Here is a 19,305-nt window from a genome sequence, read left to right as displayed (position 1 = left end):
TTCCTGTACCACTCCACCCCTATCAAGGAGAACCACCCGTGACCGAGCTGTTCTATGACGACGATGCAGACCTTTCGATCATCCAGGGCCGCACCGTGGCCGTCATCGGCTACGGCAGCCAGGGCCACGCCCACGCCCTCAGCCTCCGTGACTCCGGCGTCGACGTGCGCGTCGGACTGAAGGAGGGCTCGGCGTCGCGCGCCAAGGCAGAGGCCGAGGGACTGCGCGTCCTCTCCGTCGCAGACGCCACCGCGGAGGCGGACCTCATCATGGTCCTGACCCCGGACCAGGTGCAGCGGCACGTGTACAAGGACGACATCGCGCCGAACCTGCAGGCCGGTGACGCCCTGTTCTTCGGGCACGGCTTCAACATCCGCTACGGCTACATCCAGCCGCCGGCCGACGTCGACGTCGCCCTCGTGGCGCCCAAGGGCCCGGGGCACATCGTGCGCCGCGAGTTCGAGGCCGGCCGCGGCGTGCCGGACCTGATCGCCGTCGAGCAGGACGCCTCGGGCAAGGCCCGCGACCTCGCCCTGTCCTACGCGAAGGCGATCGGCGGCACCCGGGCGGGCGTCATCGAGACCACCTTCACCGAGGAGACCGAGACCGACCTGTTCGGCGAGCAGGCCGTGCTCTGCGGCGGCGCCTCCCAGCTGATCCAGTACGGCTTCGAAACCCTCACCGAGGCCGGCTACAAGCCCGAGGTCGCCTACTTCGAGGTGCTCCACGAGCTCAAGCTGATCGTCGACCTCATGGTCGAGGGCGGGATCGCGAAGCAGCGCTGGAGCGTGTCCGACACCGCCGAGTACGGGGACTACGTCTCCGGCCCGCGCGTCATCACGCCGGAGGTCAAGGAGAACATGAAGGCCGTCCTCGCCGACATCCAGAACGGGGCCTTCGCGCAGCGCTTCATCGACGACCAGGACGCCGGAGCGCCGGAATTCACGGAACTCCGGAAGAAGGGCGAGGACCACCCGATCGAGAGCACGGGCCGCGAGCTCCGCAAGCTCTTCTCGTGGATCAAGACGAACGACGACTACACCGAGGGTTCCGTCGCGCGCTAGCGCACCCCCCTCCCCGGCAGGGCACGTGCTCGACGCTCAGTGACGAGCAGGTGCCCTGCCGGACCCATGTCCGGCCCGCCCGATCCACCTGCCACCCGAAGGAACACCGTGACCAGCAAGCCAGTCGTCCTCCTCGCCGAGGAACTCTCACCCGCCACCGTCGAGGCGCTCGGTCCCGACTTCGAGATCCGCACCACGGACGGCGCCGACCGCGGCCTGCTCCTGGCCGCACTGGCGGACGTCGACGCCGTGCTGGTGCGTTCGGCGACGCAGCTGGACGCGGAGGCCATCGCCGCGGCACCGAGGCTCAAGGTGATCGCGCGTGCGGGAGTGGGCCTGGACAACGTCGACATCAAGGCCGCGACGCAGGCCGGCGTGATGGTCGTCAACGCTCCGACCTCCAACATCATCTCCGCCGCGGAACTGACGGTCGGGCACATCCTCAGCCTCGCCAGGAACATCCCCCAGGCGAGCGCAGCCCTGAAGGCCGGGGAGTGGAAGCGCTCGAAGTACTCCGGCTCGGAGCTCTACGAGAAGAACATCGGCATCATCGGCCTCGGCCGTATCGGCGCCCTGGTCGCGGCACGCCTCCAGGGCTTCGGCACGCAGATCCTCGCCTACGACCCCTACGTGACCTCGGCGCGCGCGGCGCAGCTCAACGTCCGGCTCGTGACCCTCGACGAGCTGCTCCGCGAAGCGGACTTCGTCACCATCCACATGCCGAAGACCCCGGAGACGGTGGGCATGCTCGGCGCCGAGGCGTTCGCCCTCATGAAGGACACCGCCTACGTGGTGAACGTCGCGCGCGGCGGGCTCGTCGACGAGGCCGCGCTGCACACGGCCCTCGAGCAGGGCCAGATCGCCGGCGCCGGGGTCGACGTCTTCGTCCAGGAACCCAGCACCGACCTGCCCTTCTTCGCCCACGACAGCGTCGTGGTGACCCCGCACCTCGGCGCCTCGACCGACGAGGCCCAGGAGAAGGCCGGCATCTCGGTCGCCAAGTCCGTCCGGCTGGCCCTCGCCGGCGAGCTCGTCCCCGATGCCGTCAACGTGGCCGGCGGCGTCATCGACCCCGCGGTCCGCCCCGGAATCCCGCTGATGGAGAAGCTGGGGCGCATCTTCACCGCGCTCACGCACGACTCCCTCACGCAGATCGACATCGAGGTGGCCGGCGAGATCGCGTCGCTGGACGTGAAGGCGCTCGAGCTGGCCGCGCTGAAGGGCGTGTTCACCGACGTCGTCTCGGAACAGGTCTCCTACGTGAACGCCCCTGTCCTCGCGGAGCAGCGCGGCATCACCTCGCGGCTCATCACCACTCCGGAGTCCGAGGAGTACCGGAACGTGCTCCGCCTGCGCGGGGCGCTCTCGGACGGCTCGCAGATCTCCGTCGCGGGAACCCTCACCGGACCCAAGCAGGTCGAGAAGCTGGTGGGCGTCAACGGCTACGAACTCGAGATCCCCATCAGCGACCACCTCCTGGTCCTGCTCTACACCGACCGGCCGGGCGTGATCGGCACGCTCGGACGCCTCCTCGGCGAGCGTGGCATCAACATCGCCGGCATGCAGGTGGCACGCAACAAGGAGGGCGGCCAGGCCCTGTCCCTCCTCACGGTGGACAGCTCGGTCCCGCAGGACGTCCTCGACGCGATCCGCGCGGAGATCGGCGCCACGGTCGCGCGGGAGGTCGACCTGCAGGACTGACCCGCGAGGAGCCGCCATCACCAGCCCGGACGGGCGCGACACCCGAGCGAAGGACGCCGATGACCACGCACCACCTGCCCGCCGAGGAATCGACCGCGACCCAGGTCCTCTCCCGGGACACCCCGCCCGTGCTGCGGATGGCTCCGGGGGACCGGGTGGTCGTCAGTTCCCTCGACGCCTGGGGACACCTCGAACGGCAGGAGACGCCGGGGGCGGTGACGCCCTACCGCTTCCCGGATCGCCGGGGGCACGCGCTCACCGGTCCCATCGAGGTCGCAGGTACGGAGCCCGGCGACGTGCTGGCGCTCCGGTTCGAGCGGTTGGAGACGGCCGACTGGGGCTGGACGGCGGCAGGCCGGCGGGACGATGCCTTCGCCCAGAGCCTCGGCCTGGCGGGTACCGACCCCGCCTGGCTCCTGTGGGACCTGGACCGCGACGCCGGGACGGGGACCAACCAGTACGGCCAGTCGGTGCAGCTGGCGCCCTTCCTCGGCGTCGTGGGCCTGCCGCCCGCGGAGCACGGCGAGCACTCCACCACGCCGCCGCGTGCCGCCGGGGGCGGGAACATCGACTGCCGCGAACTCACGGCAGGAGCGACGCTCTTCCTGCCCGTGACGGTTCCCGGGGCGCTCCTGCACGTGGGCGACGGCCACGCTGCGCAGGGCGACGGCGAGGTGGGCGGCACCGCGATCGAGTGCGGCATGACGACGACGCTCACGGTGGACGTCCTCCGTGACGCTCCGGTGGCGGGCATCCACGCGATCACCCCGACCTCCCGCATCACCTTCGGCTTCGACGCCGATCTGAACCGGGCGACGGCGGAAGCCCTCGGTGCCATGCTGACGTGGCTGCAGCGATTGTACGGACTGGAACGGAAGACCGCCCTCGCCCTGGCGAGTTCCGTCGTCGACCTCCGTGTCACGCAGATCGCGAACCGGACGTGGGGCGTGCACGCGGTGCTGGGGATGGACGCCGTCCGTACGCCGTGACGCCCGCGCTTGGGTAAATGCGCACCGGGCGGGGTAATTTCGTAGGGTGACTCCCGCAGCCGGCGCAAAGCCCCCGTTCTACATCACCACCGCCATCTCCTATCCGAACGGCGTCCCGCACATCGGACACGCCTACGAGACGATCGCCGTCGACGCGATGGCGCGCTTCAAGCGGCTCGACGGGTACGACGTCATGTACCTGACGGGGACGGACGAGCACGGCCTGAAGATGCAGCAGGCGGCCGACCGCGAGGGCATCCCCGTGCGTGACCTGGCCACCCGCAACGCGCTGGCCTTCCAGGCGATGAACGACGTCGTCGGGACGTCCTACGACCGCTTCATCCGTACCACCGACGAGGACCACTACGCCGCCGCGACCGAGATCTGGAAGCGCATGGAGGCCAACGGGGACATCTACCTCGACACCTACGCGGGCTGGTACTCGGTGCGCGACGAGGCGTACTGGGGCGAGGACGAGACCGAGGTGCGTGACGACGGCGTCAGGTACGCGACCCAGACCGACACCGAGGTCACCTGGACCGAGGAAGAGAGCTACTTCTTCCGCCTCTCCGCCTACCAGCAGAAGCTCCTGGACCACTACGCGTCACAGCCGGACTTCGGCGCTCCCCAATCCCGCTTCAACGAGGTCATCTCGTTCGTGCGCCGGGGGCTCGAGGACCTGTCCATCAGCCGCACCACCTTCGACTGGGGTGTGCCCGTCCCGGGGAATGACCGCCATGTCATGTACGTCTGGGTCGATGCCCTCACCAACTACCTGACCGGTGTTGGTTTTCCCGACACCGGGTCGGAGGCCTTCACGCGATTCTGGCCCGCCGACGTGCACGTGATCGGGAAGGACATCTCGCGTTTCCACGCGATCTACTGGCCGGCCTTCCTCATGTCCGCGGGCCTCGAGCTGCCCAGGCGTGTGATGATCCACGGCTTCCTGCACAACCGCGGCGTGAAGATGTCGAAGTCGCTCGGCAACACCGTGGCTCCCGCGGACTGGGTGGAGCAGTACGGCCTGGACCAGGTGCGCTTCTTCCTGCTGCGCGAGGTGCCGTTCGGGGCGGACGGCTCGTACAGCCACGAGGCCGTGGTCGGCCGCATGAACTCCGACCTGGCGAACAACTTCGGCAACCTGGCCCAGCGCTCGCTCTCCATGGTGGCCAAGAACTGCGGCGGAGCCGTGCCGGAACCGGGGGAGTACGCCGCGGCCGACACGGCGATCCTCGACCAGGCGCACGCCCTGCTCGACGCGAGCCGCGCCGCCTACGACCGACAGGAGTTCTCCAGGGCCCTCGAGGGGATCTGGACCGTCCTCGGCGACACGAACGCCTACTTCGCGGACCAGCAGCCCTGGGTGCTCCGGAAGACCGACCCGGAGCGCATGAACACGGTGCTGCACGTGACCCTGGAGGTGCTGCGGGTCGTCGCGATCCTCGCGCAGCCCGTCATGCCCACGAGCGCGGGGGAGATCCTCACGGCGCTCGGGCAGGGGACCGCGGCGGACGACGACCTCCGCCTCTTCGCGGCCCTCCACCAGCGGATCCAGCCCGGCACCGCCCTGCCGGCGCCCTCGCCCGTCTTCCCGAAGTACGAGGAGCCCGCGGGGGAGTAGGACGGCCCCGCACGCTCGGTTCAGCGGAGGAAGCGGTCCGGCGCCGTGGCGGTCATGATGCCTGCCACGGTCTCCTGCTGACGCCTGGACGAGTCCAGCAGCTGGTGCAGGACCGGCCGGTCGACGACGGGCCCGCCCGGACGGCCCTCGGAGTCGGGGCAGACCGCCAGGAGGGTCGACCACAGGGCTTCCTTGCCCTTGAGCAGCGACTGCAGGGCTTCGAGTTCGAGCTGCGCGCCGGCGGTGTCCTTCCGACGCGCCGGATTCAGGGGATCCATGCGGGCGATCGCCGAGAGCATCCGGGCGAGCGTCATCTTGACCGCGCCCGGACGGTGACCGAGCCCCTTGATCAGCCGCTTCAGGAACGCGCGTTCCTCGCTGATCTCCCGCCGCAGCCGCGCGAAGTCCTCGGCGTGCGGGGAGCCGGCCCAGGCCGTCTCCGCCGCGCCGAAGAGTCTGACCCCGTTGGTGGCGCCGACCAGGTGGAGGTCGAGATAGGGCAGGAGGGTCTCCAGGTCCAGCTGGCGGACCGGTGAGCGGTTCGCTGCGGCGGTCATGAGCGTTCCTTCCGGGCTGTATTCCGGCTCATCAGCCTACGGCAGCGTGGCTCAGGAGGGGTAGCGTGACGACGACCGACGTGCCGACGCCGAGCTGGGACTCGATCGTGATACTCCCGTGGTGGTCCTCGAGCGTCCTCTTCGCGAGGCTGAGTCCCACTCCCGCCCCCGGGAGGGCCTGGGTGGCGTTCGATGCCCGGTGGAACGAGTCGAAGAGGCGCGGGAGATCGTGGGCGGGGATGCCGATCCCCGTGTCCTGGACGGTCACGACGGCGCGCCCGTGATCCCGCTCGTCGAGCAGGCGCACGATGACGCTGCCCTCTTCCTGTGTGAACTTCAGGGCGTTGGACAGCACGACCGTGAGCGCTTCGGACAGCTGGTCGCGGTTCCCGGGTACCGTCACCGAGGTCTCGGGAAGGACGCATTCCAGCGTGACGCCGCCGTTCGCCGCCTCCAGCACGAGACGGCTCGTCAGTTCCGAGACCAGGTGCACGATGTCGACCGGACCGTGCTCCGACGCGTCCGCCTCGCGCGCGTTGAGCGCCGAGATGTTCTCGATGAGATGGCTCAGGCGGGTGGTGTTCCGTTCGACGGCCTGCAGCATCGTCTGGGCCTCGGTCGGCAACTCCCCTCCGACACCGTCGATGATCATCTCCAGGTAGCCGGCGATCGAGGCGAGCGGCGTCCGGAGCTCGTGGTTGACGGTGCCCACGAAATCGCTCTTCGCCTGGTTGAGGGCGCGGAGCTTCCGGACGGCCTCCTGCTGGCGGCTGATGAGCTGCGCCTGGATAAGCCCGTGTGCCAGGTTGCCGAGGACGTGCTGGGTGAGGGCGGCCTCGACGCCGGTCCACACGAGCGGGGTCTCCGCCCGGACCACCCAGAGCAGGCCGAACGGGGTGTCACCCTCGCCGAGGGCTGCGACGACACCGTGGAGCGTCCGGTCGGCCGTCCAGGCGGCGGGAAGTCCCGGTGCGGTGTGCTCGCGCGAACCCCGCAGCAGCCAGTCGGGCGCCGGGATGTCCCCGGGGCGGGGTGTCGCCGCAGGACCGGCACTGAACGACGCGGCCGCCGTGTCCTCCCACAGACCCAGGGCGAGGGCGAAGGCGGACTCCTGGTCGGACCGCCGGGGGCCGGCGACGTCGGCCGCCCTGCCCGCCCCGGCGTGCCCGTCGTGCCCGTCGTGCGTGGCGGGCGCACCGTGCGCACCGTGCGCACCGTCCGTGTCGTCGGTGCTCCCGGTGCTCCCGGTGCTCCCGGTGCTCCCGGTGCTCGCGGTGCTCTGCGTGCTTGCTGGACTCCCCGTGCCGGGGCCCCGGTTCCACGTGCTGCTCCGTGCGGCCACGCGGTCGTCGTCGAACATCTGGAGCGTCACGCGGTCCGCGCCGAGCGACCGGCCGAGGTGGGGCAGGAACTGGTCCACCATGGCGACGGGGTCATTGGTCGACCGGATGCGCGCCGAGATCCTGCGCATGTCCTCCCGAAGACGCGCGGACGAGGCGCGCTGCGCCTGGTGGCGGCGGCGGCGCGCCATGGCCGACCGCGACCGGTGCAGGACCTCCTCGGCGGCCACGGGCCGGAAGACGACGTCGGAGACATAGGGGGCGAGGCCGTCCGGGAGCTGGGCCACGCCGCCGTCGGGCAGCAGCAGGATCACCGGGAGCCCGGCGAGCTGGGGATGCCGGTCGACGACGTCGGACAGGGCGTCCGCGTAGTCGAGTGCGATGTCGAGATCGACCAGCAGGAGGTCCGGGCGGTGCGTGAGGACGTCGTCGAGGAGGGATGCGGCCGTGGTCACCGTCCTGGCGCGGAGGCCGCCCGCGTCGAGCACCCCGCGCAACCGGTCGCAGTCCTCCGCGGACGACGACGCGACGACGGCCAGGGCGGCGTCGCGATTCCCCTGTGCTTCGTCCTGCGCCACGATGTCCTTTCCGGCGTCCGCTGCAATCCCCCCAATATAGGCGGCGCACGGGGGTGCCGGGAGATCGGCCGGTCGACCCGCTGAAGGGGACCGGCGCAGCACGAGGAGTGGATCGCGCCGCCGCCGCAGCAGAACGCGCCTCCGTCACGCGCGTGCGGCGGCACCAGGGTGCGCCGTCAGGGACGGACGATGCCCGTCTCGTAGGCCATGACGACGGCCTGCACGCGGTCGCGTGCCTCGAGCTTCGCGAGGATGTGCCCCACATGGGTCTTGACGGTCGCCTCGGAGAGGAACAGCCGGGCCGCGATCTCCGGATTCGAGAGTCCCTGGGCGATCAGCTCGAAGACCTCGCGCTCGCGCGAGGTGAGGCGTGCCACGGCGGCGGCGTGGGCGGATTGTTCGGGGGAGGGCTGGCGCAACAGCGGTGCCACGTGGTCGAGCAGGCGCCGGGTGGTCGAGGGCGCGATCACGGCGTCGCCGCGGTGCACGGTGCGGATGGCTTCGAGGAGCTCCTCGGGCGGCGCGTCCTTCAGGAGGAACCCGCTGGCTCCGGCGTGGATCGCGGACAGCGCGTACTCGTCGAGGTCGAAGGTCGTCAGCACGACGATGCGCGGCCCGGCATCCCGACCGTGTCCGTCCGGCGTCATCCCGGCATGTGCCGTAAGGATGCGGCGCGTCGCCTCGATGCCGTCCATGCCGGGCATCCGGACGTCCATCATGACGACGTCGGCCCTCGTGGCCGCGAGCGCGCGCACGGCCTCCTCGCCGTTGGCGGCCTCGCTGACCACGGTCAGGTCCGGCTGCGAGTTGATGAGCATCGCGAAACCGCTGCGGACCAGGTGCTGGTCGTCGACGATCACGATGCGGATCGGCGCGGGAGCCTCCGCGTCCGCCGGTGCGTGCCTGCGGTCCGTGCTGTCCATGCCGGTACTCCTCGGGTCCAGGGGTGAAGGACGATCTATGCCTGTGTGTAGGGGATGAAGGCCTCGACGCGGTAGCCGCCTCCGATGCGCGGAGCGGCCACGACCGTCCCGTCGTAGAGGCGCACGCGCTCCGTCATCCCGGTGATGCCCTGACCCGCTCCTGCCGTACCGGGGTCCGGTGCGGCACCGCGTCCGTCGTCGTCGACGGTGACGGTCAGGCCCCTCGGCCCGTACTCGAGCGCGACCTCCGTGCTGGTGTCCGCCCCGGCATGCTTCAGCACATTCGTCAGGGCCTCCTGCACCACGCGGTAGGCCGTCAGCTCGGCGCCCAGGGGGAGTTCCCGGCGGGGCGTGCCGATCCGGCGGCAGGAGACGCGGACGCCCGCGCGGCGGACCGACTGGATGAGCGCATCGATGTCGTTCAGGGTGGGCAGGGGACGGGTGGAGGCGCTCTCGTCGCCCCGCAGCACTCCGAGCAGGCGCCTCATCTCCCGGAGGGAGCCGCGGCCCGTGTCGGCGATGGTGCCGAGCGTCTGCACCGCGAGTTCCGGTGCGTGCGCGCTCGCGTAGCGGGCACCGTCGGCCTGCGTGATGATCACGGACAGCGAATGCGCCACGATGTCGTGCATCTCGCGGGCGATGTGCGTCCGTTCGTCCGCCGCGGCGAGATCGCGCTCCTGCTGGCGCTCCACCTCCAGCCTCCGCGTCCTGTCCTCGAGCGCCTGGAAGGTGAGGCGGCGTGACCGTGCGAGGTCGCCGCTCGTCCATGCCAGGAGCACGAGCGACTCGACGAAGAACAGCAGGATGAGGAACAGGGGGACGGTGGTGAGCACCGAACTCCCGCCGCTCACTCCGAGGAGATCCCCGAACCGTACGAGTCCGACGGCGCACCCGGCGACCGCGACGCCCAGCCCGGCGAGGCTCGACCACCGCGGGCCGTGGGCCGCGAGCGTGTAGAGCGTGATCAGGATGACGAACTGTGCCGGCACGGGCTCGGTCCCCGTGAGGAGCTGGAGCACGGAGACACCGGCGACGACCGCCGCCGAGGGAACCACGAACGCGCGGCGCCAGGCCAGCGGGACCACCAGGGCTGCGGACACGACGACGATCCCGCCGTATCCCTCGACGCCCCCGGCCGCGAAGGGGAGCACCAGGCCCACGAAGATGGCCAGGGCCAGGCCCGCATCGATCCTCCCCGGGTGCAAGCGAACCCAACGCGCGAGCCTCAGGTGGATGTCCATGGTGACCAACTCTAGGTGGGCGTCCCCTGCCGCACATCCGACCACGGGTGGAGCCGTCTCATCCTGCGGACGGATTGTGACGCTCCCCGGTGCCTTCCTACGCTGGAGCCATGACTGATGCCCCGCGCCGTATCGACCTCGCCGTGATCCCCGGCGACGGGATCGGACCCGAAGTGACCGCCGAGGCCGTGAAGGTGCTGCGCGCCGTGACGGGTGACGACGTCGATCTCGCACTCACCGAGTACTCGCTCGGCGCGGAGCACTGGCTCGCGACGGGGGAGACCCTCCCCGACAGCACGCTCGAGCGGCTCCGGACGCACGACGCCATCCTCTTCGGCGCGGTCGGGGCGGCTCCCGGTGACACCCGTATCCCCTCGGGACTCATCGAGCGCGAGTTCCTGCTGAAGCTCCGCTTCTCGCTCGACCACTTCGTCAATCTCCGGCCCTCCCGCCTGTACCCGGGTGTGCCGAGTCCGCTGGCCGATCCCGGGACCATCGATTTCGTCGTCGTCCGTGAGGGTACCGAGGGTCCCTACACCGGCAACGGGGGGACACTGCGGGGCGGGACGCCGCAGGAGGTCGCCACCGAGGTGTCGCTCAACACCGCCCACGGGGTCGAGCGGGTGGTACGGGACGCCTTCGCCCGCGCGTCCGTCCGCCGCAGGAAGCTCACCCTCGTCCACAAGCACAACGTGCTCGTCTACGCGGGCCACCTGTGGAAGCGCACCGTCGAGGCCGTGGCCGCGGAGTTCCCCGAGGTGACCCACGACTACCTCCACGTGGACGCGGCGATGATCTTCCTCGTCACCGATCCCGCGCGCTTCGACGTGATCGTCACGGACAACCTGTTCGGCGACATCGTCACGGACCTCGCCGCCGCGGTGTCCGGGGGTATCGGGCTGGCGGCCTCCGCGAACCTGAACATGGACCGGACCGCGCCCTCGATGTTCGAGCCGGTCCACGGGTCGGCGCCCGACATCGCCGGGCGCCAGGTCGCCGATCCCACGGCGGCGATCCTCTCGGCCGCCCTGCTGCTCCGGCATCTCGGCCTGGATGCACTCGCGGCAACGGTCGAGGCGGCCGTCGAGGCGGACATCGCCGCCCGCACCGGCGCCCGCAGCACGGCCGCCGTCGGCGATGCCATTGCCGCTGCCGTGTCCTAAGGTGGTTAGACATCATTAACCCAGTGCCGGAGCACTGACCACCGACGGGCGACGGCGGCCCTGCCGCGAGCAGCCCGCGTGAGCGCGGAGGAACCATGACAGCCACCGATACCCAGTTCGCCCAGCACCTGTCCACGCAGCGTGTCCCCGCGGAGGAGCGGGCGGCGATCCTGGCCGATCCCGGCTTCGGGAACTTCTTCACCGACCACACGGCGATCGTCGACTTCCGCACCGACGGGTCCGGTGCGGGCGGCTGGCACGACGCGCGGCTCGAGCCGTACGGTCCGATCGCCCTGGATCCCGCCGCGGCCGTGCTGCACTACGGCCAGGAGATCTTCGAGGGCATGAAGGCCTACCGCCACGCGGACGGCTCCATCTGGACCTTCCGTGCGGACGCCAACGCCGCACGGCTCAACCGGTCCGCCGTCCGCCTGGCCCTGCCGCAGCTCCCCGAGGAGCTCTTCCTGGAGTCGCTGCGCCAGCTCGTCGGTGCCGACCAGGAGTGGATCCCCTCCGGCGACGGCGAGAGCCTCTACCTGCGTCCCTTCATGATCGCCACCGAGGCGTTCCTCGGCGTGCGGCCCGCCCGCGAGGTCTCCTACCGGGTCATCGCGTCCCCGGCCGGCAACTACTTCGGCGGCGAGGTGAAGCCCGTGGACATCTGGGTCTCCCGCAACTATGCGCGGGCAGGCCGCGGCGGCACGGGTGCGGCGAAGGCGGGTGGAAACTACGCCTCCTCGCTCGCGGCGCAGCTCGAGGCCGAGGCCCACGGCTGCAAGCAGGTGCTCTTCCTCGACCAGTTCAACGACAACGCCGTCGAGGAACTGGGCGGTATGAATGTCTTCTTCGTCTACCGGGACGGCTCCATGGTGACCCCGGCACTCTCCGGCACCATCCTCGAGGGCGTCACCCGGTCCTCGGTGATCCAGCTCGGCCGCGACCGCGGGGCCGAGGTCACCGAGCGGACCATCACGCTGGACGAGTGGCGTACGGGTGTGGAGAGCGGCGAGATCACGGAGGTCTTCGCGTGCGGCACGGCCGCGGTCATCACGCCGATCGGTCGCCTGCGCGACGGCGACGAGTTCATCGGGGCCGAGAACGCACAGGCGGGCGAGGTGACCATGGCCATCCGGAGCCAGCTCCTCGGCATCCAGACCGGCGCCGTCGAGGACACCCACGGCTGGCTGACCCGCCTGGTCTGAGGCCCGTTCGGTGCGTCCGCCCCTCTGTCAGGGAGGGGCGGACGCGGGCCCGCTGCGTCAGCGCGCGGGCGTGCTCCCCGCGCCCTCGACGCCTTCGCCGAGGCGGAGGTAGTGGGTCGAGGCGAGCAGCGTCCCGGCCTCGTCCGCGGGGAGGGGTCGGCTGAAGTAGTAGCCCTGGCCGCTGGCGCAGCCCATGGCCCGCAGCTGGTCCGCCTGTTCCCGCGTCTCGATGCCCTCGAACACGGCCTCGAGCCCGGCCGCACGGATGAGCTGCAGGATCGCGGCGACGAAATCCAGCTGACCCGCCCTGGTGTTCAGTTCGACGAGCAGGGAGCGATCCACCTTGACCATGCTGACCGGTAACTCACGCAGGTAGCTGATGGACGAGTAGCCCGTGCCGAAATCGTCGATCTCGATGCCGACGCCGAGCTGCTGGAGGCTCAGCAGCGAGTACATCTCCACCTCACCGCGCGTGACGATCGCCGTCTCGGTGATCTCGACGACCAGGTTGCGCGCCGGCAGTTGCAGTTCGCGGAGCAGGGTGCGGATGTGATCCACGAGGTCCAGCTGCTTGAGTTCGACGGCGGACAGGTTGACCCGCAGCTGGAAGTCCGGGTCGAGGTCGAAGTCCTCGCGCCACCGGGCGAGCTGCCGCAGGGACGCCGACATGACCCAGCGGTCGAGATCGTGGATGACCCCGATCTCCTCGGCGAGGGGGATGAACGTGTCGGGCGGGATAAGCCCGCGCAGCGGATGCTGCCAGCGCACGAGGACCTCGACGCCGAGGATGCGGTTCGTCGCGAGTTCGACGACGGGCTGGTAGTGGAGCACGAGCTCGTCGGCGCTGATCGCCCCGCGCAGCTCCGTCGCCATCTGGCTGCGCAGCTGCCGGGAGTAGAGCATGACGGGCTCGAACACCTTGATGATGCTCCTGCCCTCCCGCTTCGCGGCGTACATGGCGGTATCGGCGTCCAGGAGGAGTTCCTCGGCGGTCTGGCCGGCCGTCCCGAGCCGCACCCCGATGCTGGCGCGGGAGTGGACGTAGAGGGAGTCGAGCCGGATCTGCTCCCCGAGCACTGCGAGCGCCCTGCGGGCCACCTGCATGGCGATGTCCATGGTGGCCGCGGGCAGCAGGACGGCGAACTCGTCGCCACCGAGCCTGGCCACCAGGTCGCTCTCGCGCACCACGCCGTTGAGCCGCGTGGCGACCTCCTGGAGCACGCGGTCGCCCGCGTCGTGGCCGAAGCGGTCATTGACGTTCTTGAAGCTGTCGAGGTCCAGCAGGAGGAGGGCCGGAGGGGGCGCGCCGTTCGCCGCCTGGCCGAGCGCTTCCTCGATGGCGTCCATGAGGGCCACCCGGTTGGCCAGACCCGTCAGGGCGTCCGACATGGCCATCTTCATCATGTCGAGATGTGCCTGGCGCAGCATCGCGGTGCGGCTCTCCACGCGCTTCTCGAACTGCTCGTACACCTGCTCGAGCTCCTCGGCGAGGAGATTCACGCCGGTGATGACGGCGTCGACCTCGTCACGTGCGTGCGAGGGTTCGATACGGCTGCTGAGTTCGCCCCGCGAGAGCCGGACGATGCTCTCGACCAGCATGGCGAGCCGGGGGTCCTTGTGGTCGGCGTTCATCGGGACCAGCGTACATTCCGAGGGGCCGGGAACGGCTCGGCCGGACGACGGCGCCCTGACGGCGGATTCGCGGTCGTCCCGGCGGTCCGTGGGGCTCGGGTGCGGAGCGATGAAGCCTGTGGCATGGCGCCCTACCCCCGAAGTTGTCGCCGTCGAACGGATCACGGATCCGCGTGGAATCACGCTGCGGCGCCGCACCGCCCGGAGCGGTGGTCGGCGACCGGCATCGGCGCCCCGGAGAGGACGGCCGACGGAGAAACCCTAGCACCGGGGAGGGACATCTCCGGTAGGCCCGGGTATCGGCAGCGAGGGGGCGCGTCCCTGCCGGGGGACGGTGCTTCCGGTCCGCCGTCCGACAGCCACGTCCGCACACGCAGGAGCCCCGGCCGGGGTGGGAGTAATGGGGGAAAACGCCCAGCCCGACCAGGGCCTGAGAAGAACTGTACGGCACGGCCCGCAGGATGAGCCACCGAGGACGCCCGCGATCGGTCCTTGACGTCCGCGGGCACGGTGGGAGCGTCCGCTCCGCTCAGCCCAGGGCGGCGTCCATGCCCTGGAGCAGACCGCGGGCGGTCGCCGCGCGGTCTGCGGCACCGGACTGCAGGAACAGCCCCTCGCTGACTTCGAGGTTCCCGATCGCTTCGGCTCTCGCGCCGGTGGCCAGGAAGGCCTGCCCCATGAGGAGATGGGCCTGGGCGGCGATGTGGAAGGCCAGAAGATCCTTGTGATCGACGATCGCCGTCAGCCGGTCGATCGCCAGGTCTGATTGCCCGGTCAGGACGAGCCACTGGGCACGACTCAGGCTCAACTCGAGCCGGTCACGTTCGGTGCCGCCGACGATCGACCCCGCCATCTCGGCCCGTTCGATGCACTCGAGCGTCTCGGGTCCGGTCAGGCCCGCATCCATCCTGAACTGTGCGGACCCGAGGTTGAAGCGTGCCCACAGGGCCAGATCATTGCTGGGGGAGAGGTCCCGGGCAGCGAGCTGGTGGTAGGACACGGCCTCGCTGATGTGGCGCTGGAGGAAGGCGACGTTCCCGATCGCCCAGTACCCCAGCCCGGTCGTCTGACTGCTCGGCTCTGCGGACAGCAGGTCGGCCAGGCGCTGGCACTCCTGCCATGCCTCCTCCAGCTTGTCACTGTCGGCGAGGGCGGCGATGAGCGCGTTCTGGGCCTCGATCTCGATGGCGCGGCCGTCGGGCGCCGCCCGCGCGAGCTCGACCGCGCGGGTTGCTGCCTCGACCGCTGATCCGAGGTTGCCGCTGCCCTGCAGGGCGAAGGATTTCAGGGTGGCGACCTTGGCGCTCAGGGCCTGGGACCCGACCGTCAGGGGATGGCTCTCGAGGCCCTCGGCGATCTCGGTGGAATCCTGCATCAGGCCCTGTTTCCTCAAGGCCTCGGCGATGAGGAATGTGGCATTCCACCAACTCGTCTCGTCGCCGATCGTCCGTGCAAGGGCCGCTGCATGGCCTGCGAGACTTTGGGCGGTTGCATAATCGCGCTGGTTCCAGGCCTCCCGCGCCTGGAGTTCGATCATGAGCTGTTCACTCCGGCCGTCCTGCAACGCCACGATTGACCCCCGCCGTCGATTTCTTCCACCTGTGACCACCATATTGGTTCCTTTTCGTCGCCAAATCATCGAAACCAAGGAAAAGGGCAGTTTTGACGCAAGAACTGTTACCAAAGTGACTGGAGTGGCTTACGATGTTTTCATAGCAGGCTGTGGTACCGCAGGCACCTGCTTCAACCACTGTTATCCCCCGAAGGATGTCCACTATGAAGCGCCTCGTTTCCGCCCTCATGCTCTCCGTGTTCCTCGTCTCCGGCACCGCGGCGGTCGCCACGGCCGCCCCCGCCAAGTCGGGTGCCGTTGCCCCCGTCTCGTCGACCGATCGCGTCAACTACTGGCCCTACTGAGCACACTCGCTCTTTCCCCTGATCCTCATCGGACAGCGGAGCGAGTCTGCAGAGTAGACCTGATACCGCGGGCACCCTCTTGTGGGGAGGGAGTGCCCGCGGTATCGCCTTTTAACGCCCGGTCGACGACGCGCGCAGGGTGTCGTCGACCGGGCGCACACATCGTGGATGAACCGTGGAGCACGCTCGGCGGTACCCGCCGCACGGCCCGTGGCGATGGCTCAGGCTAGGCTGGCGGCATGCGAATTGCACGTTTTGTCGTCGACGACGATCCCATGTTCGGTGTGGTGGACGGTTCCGCCGGCAACGAGGAGGTCGCCGTCATCCAGGGCGACCCCTTCTACAGCGGCGTCCAGCTCACGGGTGCCCGCCATGCGCTCGAGGACGTCCGGCTGCTGGCACCGGTGATCCCGCGGAGCAAGGTCGTGGGCATCGGACGGAACTACGCCGACCACATCCAGGAGATGGGGAGCGAGACACCGGCCGCGCCGCTGATGTTCCTCAAGCCGAACACCTCCGTGATCGGCCCCGGCGATCCCATCATGCTGCCGTCGTTCTCGGACCAGATCTCCTACGAGGCCGAGCTCGCGGTCGTCATCGGCCGGATCTGCAAGGACGTCCCGCTCGAACGCGTCGACGACGTCGTCTTCGGCTACACCTGCGCGAACGACCTGACGGCGCGCGACGTGCAGAAGACGGACCACCAGTGGGCCCGGGCCAAGGGCTTCGACACCTCGTGCCCCATCGGTCCCTGGATCGAGACGGAGCTCGATCCCGAGAACCTCACCGTGCGCGGCACCCTCGACGGCGACCTCCGCCAGGACGGTTCCACGAGCGACATGATCTGGGGGGCACGCGAGCTCGTGGCCTACGTCTCCCAGGCCTTCACCCTCCTGCCCGGTGACATCATCCTCACCGGAACCCCCGCCGGCGTCGGCATGATCACGGACGGCCAGAGGTTCGACGTCGACATCGAGGGCATCGGCCGGCTGTCCAACCCGGCGCGCCGCTGACGGGCCGCGTCGTCGCGCCCAACCGGCCCGACGACGCATCCGCGACGGGAGGTCCCGCCTAGACTGGGACCATCATGACTACTGCCGCAGACCTCCCCACCGTCACCGATGCCACGCCCGTCAGGGTCCGATTCTGCCCGTCGCCGACGGGGACGCCCCACGTGGGTCTCATCCGGACGGCCCTCTTCAACTGGGCCTACGCGCGGCACACGGGCGGCACGCTCGTCTTCCGCATCGAGGACACCGACGCTGCGCGCGACAGCGAGGAGAGCTACCAGCAGCTGCTGGAGGCGATGACCTGGCTCGGCATCGACTGGGACGAGGGCGTCGAGGTCGGCGGTCCGAACGGACCCTACCGCCAGTCGCAGCGCGGCGAGCTCTACCGCGACGTCATCGAGCGGCTGACCGCAGCAGGGCATCTCTACGAATCCTTCTCCACCCCGGAGGAGGTCGAGGCGCGCCACCGCGCCGCCGGCCGAGACGTGAAGCTCGGGTACGACAACCACGACCGCGACCTCACCGAGGAGCAGAAGGACGGATTCCGTGCGGCCGGCCGTCCTGCTGTCCTCAGGCTCCGCATGCCGGACGAGGACATCACCTTCACCGACCTCGTGCGCGGGGAGATCACCTTCCGTGCCGGCAGCGTCCCGGACTTCGCCGTCGTCCGCGCCAACGGCGCGCCCCTCTACACGCTGGTCAATCCCGTGGATGACGCCCTCATGGGCATCACCCATGTCCTGCGCGGCGAGGACCTGCTCTCCTCGACCCCACGCCAGGTCGCCCTGTACCGTGCCCTGATCGACGTCGGGGTGGCGCAGTACATGCCGCTGTTCGGACATCTTCCCTATGTCATGGGCCAGGGCAACAAGAAGCTCTCCAAGCGCGATCCCGAGTCGAACCTGTTCCTGCACCGAGAGCGCGGCTTCATCCGCGAAGGGCTGCTCAACTACCTCTCGCTGCTCGGCTGGAGCCTGTCCGCCGACGAGGACATCTTCTCCGTGGAGCAGCTCGTCGAGAAGTTCGACGTACGCGACGTCCTCGCCAACCCGGCCCGCTTCGACCTGAAGAAGGCCGAGGCCATCAACGGGACGCACGTCCGCCTGCTCGATCCCGCCGAGTTCCGGAGCCGCCTCCTGCCGTATCTGGCAGCGGCCGGCGTCATCGGTGCCGAACCGACGGCTCAGGAGCTGAGGATCATCGCGGCCGCCGCGCCACTGATCCAGGAACGCATCACGCTGCTCGGTGAGGCACCCGAGATGCTCGCCTTCCTCTTCAAGGCCGACGACGCGATCGACATCGCCGACGATGCGCGGAAGGGGCTGCCGGAGAACCTGGGCGAGGTGCTCGGCGCGACGCTGGAGGCGCTCGAGGGGTGCGCCGAGTGGCAGGCGGAGCCACTGCAGGCAGCGTTGCGGACCGCCCTCGTCGACTCCCTCGGGCTGAAGCCGAGGGTCGCGTTCGGTCCGGTGCGCACCGCGATCTCGGGGCGCAGGATCTCGCCGCCGCTGTTCGAATCGATGGTGATCCTCGGACGCGAGTCCTCGATAGCCCGCGTGCGCGCCCTGCAGGCGACGGTCCAGCAGGCGTGACGACGTCCGCTCCCCGCGGCGGGCAGGGCCCTGGGCCTGCGCCGGTGCACGGCGTCCTCTTCGACATCGACGACACGCTGGTCGATCTCGAGCGGGCCATGGGGCAGACCCTGCAGGCCATCCCCGATCCGGCGCTCGACCACCTCGGCGACGACGACTGGGTCCGCTACAAGGCCCTGTACACCACGGACCCGCAGCGCCACTACGACCGCTTCCTGGCCGGCGAGCTGACGTTCGAGGAGCAGCGCGTGCACCGCGTGCGCCATGCCCGGGCCGGGTTCACGCCCGAGCCCTTCCTCGGGCGGATGGCCGACGCGTGGGTGCGGGCGTACGAGCAGACGCTCCCGCTGCACTTCAGGCCGTACGACGACGTGGCGCCCCTCCTCGACGCCCTGGACGCCAGGGTCATCCCCTACGGTGCCGTGAGCAACAACGTGCACGGCTACCAGCGGGCGAAGCTGGACCGCGCGGGGCTCGAACGGATCCGGGTCCTCGTCGGCATCGACACGGTCGGCGTCGCGAAGCCGGATCCGGCGATCTACCTCGAAGGCGCGCGCCTGCTGGGCACGGATCCCGCACGGACGCTGTACGTGGGCGACAACCGGCTCATCGACGCCGTCGGCGCTCAGCACGCCGGGCTGCGCGGGATCTGGCTGGACCGATCGGGGACCGGTACGGGAGTCCCCGATGCGCCCGACGGACCCGAACTCCCCGTGCCGTGGATCAGCGGGCTGGCGTCCGTTTTGCAGTTCCTGCCCTCCGTCCGGTAGAGTTA

Annotated in this window: 16 protein-coding genes; 10 read left to right on the top strand and 6 right to left on the bottom strand. The window is 70.0% G+C overall.

The annotated features are described in order from the left end of the window. The first annotated feature begins 38 nt into the window (after nucleotides 1–38). The 4 genes from ilvC to metG all read left to right on the top strand — a co-directional run bounded on the left by ilvC (nucleotide 39) and on the right by metG (nucleotide 5,375). The gene (gene ilvC, locus NVV32_RS09840; RefSeq protein WP_055770519.1) at nucleotides 39–1,064 is read left to right on the top strand and encodes a ketol-acid reductoisomerase; all 1,026 of its coding nucleotides are present in this window, start codon (nucleotides 39–41) and stop codon (nucleotides 1,062–1,064) included. A 108-nt stretch (nucleotides 1,065–1,172) separates the two neighbouring features. Continuing rightward, entirely contained in the window at nucleotides 1,173–2,765 is a 1,593-nt protein-coding gene (gene serA / locus NVV32_RS09835; protein ID WP_414826623.1) for a phosphoglycerate dehydrogenase, read from the top strand. A 59-nt stretch (nucleotides 2,766–2,824) separates the two neighbouring features. Beyond that, complete coding sequence (locus tag NVV32_RS09830; RefSeq protein ID WP_055770525.1) at nucleotides 2,825–3,754, top strand: acetamidase/formamidase family protein; 930 nt, start codon at nucleotides 2,825–2,827, stop codon at nucleotides 3,752–3,754. A 46-nt stretch (nucleotides 3,755–3,800) separates the two neighbouring features. After that, nucleotides 3,801–5,375, top strand: a complete 1,575-nt coding sequence (gene metG, locus NVV32_RS09825; RefSeq protein WP_055770528.1) for a methionine--tRNA ligase — start codon at nucleotides 3,801–3,803, stop codon at nucleotides 5,373–5,375. Between the two features lie 20 nt (nucleotides 5,376–5,395). Here the strand turns inward: metG and NVV32_RS09820 are convergent, their stop codons facing one another. From NVV32_RS09820 to NVV32_RS09805, 4 genes are all read right to left on the bottom strand, one after another. Continuing rightward, nucleotides 5,396–5,932 (bottom strand): hypothetical protein, encoded by a 537-nt coding sequence (locus NVV32_RS09820; protein ID WP_055770531.1) that lies wholly within the window; start codon nucleotides 5,930–5,932, stop codon nucleotides 5,396–5,398. Between the two features lie 31 nt (nucleotides 5,933–5,963). Continuing rightward, entirely contained in the window at nucleotides 5,964–7,850 is a 1,887-nt protein-coding gene (locus NVV32_RS09815; RefSeq protein ID WP_422390032.1) for an ATP-binding protein, read from the bottom strand. A gap of 176 nt (nucleotides 7,851–8,026) precedes the next feature. Then, the gene (locus NVV32_RS09810; RefSeq protein WP_200914807.1) at nucleotides 8,027–8,773 is read right to left on the bottom strand and encodes a response regulator; all 747 of its coding nucleotides are present in this window, start codon (nucleotides 8,771–8,773) and stop codon (nucleotides 8,027–8,029) included. 35 nt (nucleotides 8,774–8,808) lie between these two features. Beyond that, complete coding sequence (locus NVV32_RS09805; protein ID WP_055770536.1) at nucleotides 8,809–10,014, bottom strand: sensor histidine kinase; 1,206 nt, start codon at nucleotides 10,012–10,014, stop codon at nucleotides 8,809–8,811. Between the two features lie 110 nt (nucleotides 10,015–10,124). Here NVV32_RS09805 and NVV32_RS09800 point away from each other — a divergent pair, with 110 nt between their 5' ends. Next, nucleotides 10,125–11,177, top strand: a complete 1,053-nt coding sequence (locus NVV32_RS09800) for a 3-isopropylmalate dehydrogenase (protein WP_055770538.1) — start codon at nucleotides 10,125–10,127, stop codon at nucleotides 11,175–11,177. Between the two features lie 95 nt (nucleotides 11,178–11,272). Next, the gene (locus NVV32_RS09795; RefSeq protein ID WP_422390031.1) at nucleotides 11,273–12,379 is read left to right on the top strand and encodes a branched-chain amino acid aminotransferase; all 1,107 of its coding nucleotides are present in this window, start codon (nucleotides 11,273–11,275) and stop codon (nucleotides 12,377–12,379) included. Nucleotides 12,380–12,436: 57 nt separating this feature from the next. Here NVV32_RS09795 and NVV32_RS09790 read toward each other — a convergent pair whose 3' ends face one another. Together NVV32_RS09790 and NVV32_RS09785 are read right to left on the bottom strand one after the other, a co-directional pair. Continuing rightward, complete coding sequence (locus NVV32_RS09790) at nucleotides 12,437–14,011, bottom strand: putative bifunctional diguanylate cyclase/phosphodiesterase (protein ID WP_422390030.1); 1,575 nt, start codon at nucleotides 14,009–14,011, stop codon at nucleotides 12,437–12,439. A 529-nt stretch (nucleotides 14,012–14,540) separates the two neighbouring features. After that, the gene (locus tag NVV32_RS09785; protein ID WP_055770547.1) at nucleotides 14,541–15,548 is read right to left on the bottom strand and encodes a hypothetical protein; all 1,008 of its coding nucleotides are present in this window, start codon (nucleotides 15,546–15,548) and stop codon (nucleotides 14,541–14,543) included. A 239-nt stretch (nucleotides 15,549–15,787) separates the two neighbouring features. Here NVV32_RS09785 and NVV32_RS09780 point away from each other — a divergent pair, with 239 nt between their 5' ends. The 4 genes from NVV32_RS09780 (at nucleotide 15,788) to NVV32_RS09765 (ending at nucleotide 19,300) form a co-directional block, all read left to right on the top strand. Beyond that, nucleotides 15,788–15,928: a hypothetical protein gene (locus NVV32_RS09780; RefSeq protein WP_157365851.1), complete on the top strand. Its 141-nt coding sequence runs from the start codon at nucleotides 15,788–15,790 to the stop codon at nucleotides 15,926–15,928. Between the two features lie 239 nt (nucleotides 15,929–16,167). Next, complete coding sequence (locus NVV32_RS09775) at nucleotides 16,168–16,941, top strand: fumarylacetoacetate hydrolase family protein (protein ID WP_422390029.1); 774 nt, start codon at nucleotides 16,168–16,170, stop codon at nucleotides 16,939–16,941. A gap of 74 nt (nucleotides 16,942–17,015) precedes the next feature. Next, complete coding sequence (gene gltX, locus NVV32_RS09770) at nucleotides 17,016–18,530, top strand: glutamate--tRNA ligase (RefSeq protein WP_422390028.1); 1,515 nt, start codon at nucleotides 17,016–17,018, stop codon at nucleotides 18,528–18,530. Continuing rightward, nucleotides 18,527–19,300, top strand: a complete 774-nt coding sequence (locus tag NVV32_RS09765) for an HAD family hydrolase (RefSeq protein ID WP_422390027.1) — start codon at nucleotides 18,527–18,529, stop codon at nucleotides 19,298–19,300. Before gltX ends, NVV32_RS09765 begins: the two co-directional genes overlap by 4 nt. The last annotated feature ends 5 nt before the right edge of the window (nucleotides 19,301–19,305 follow it).

The organism is Arthrobacter sp. N1 (assembly GCF_048288285.1).
In the GTDB taxonomy this organism is placed as follows: Bacteria; Actinomycetota; Actinomycetes; order Actinomycetales; family Micrococcaceae; genus Arthrobacter_D.
Note: the sequence above shows the minus strand (reverse complement) of the source record. Positions and strands in the feature narration are given on the sequence as shown.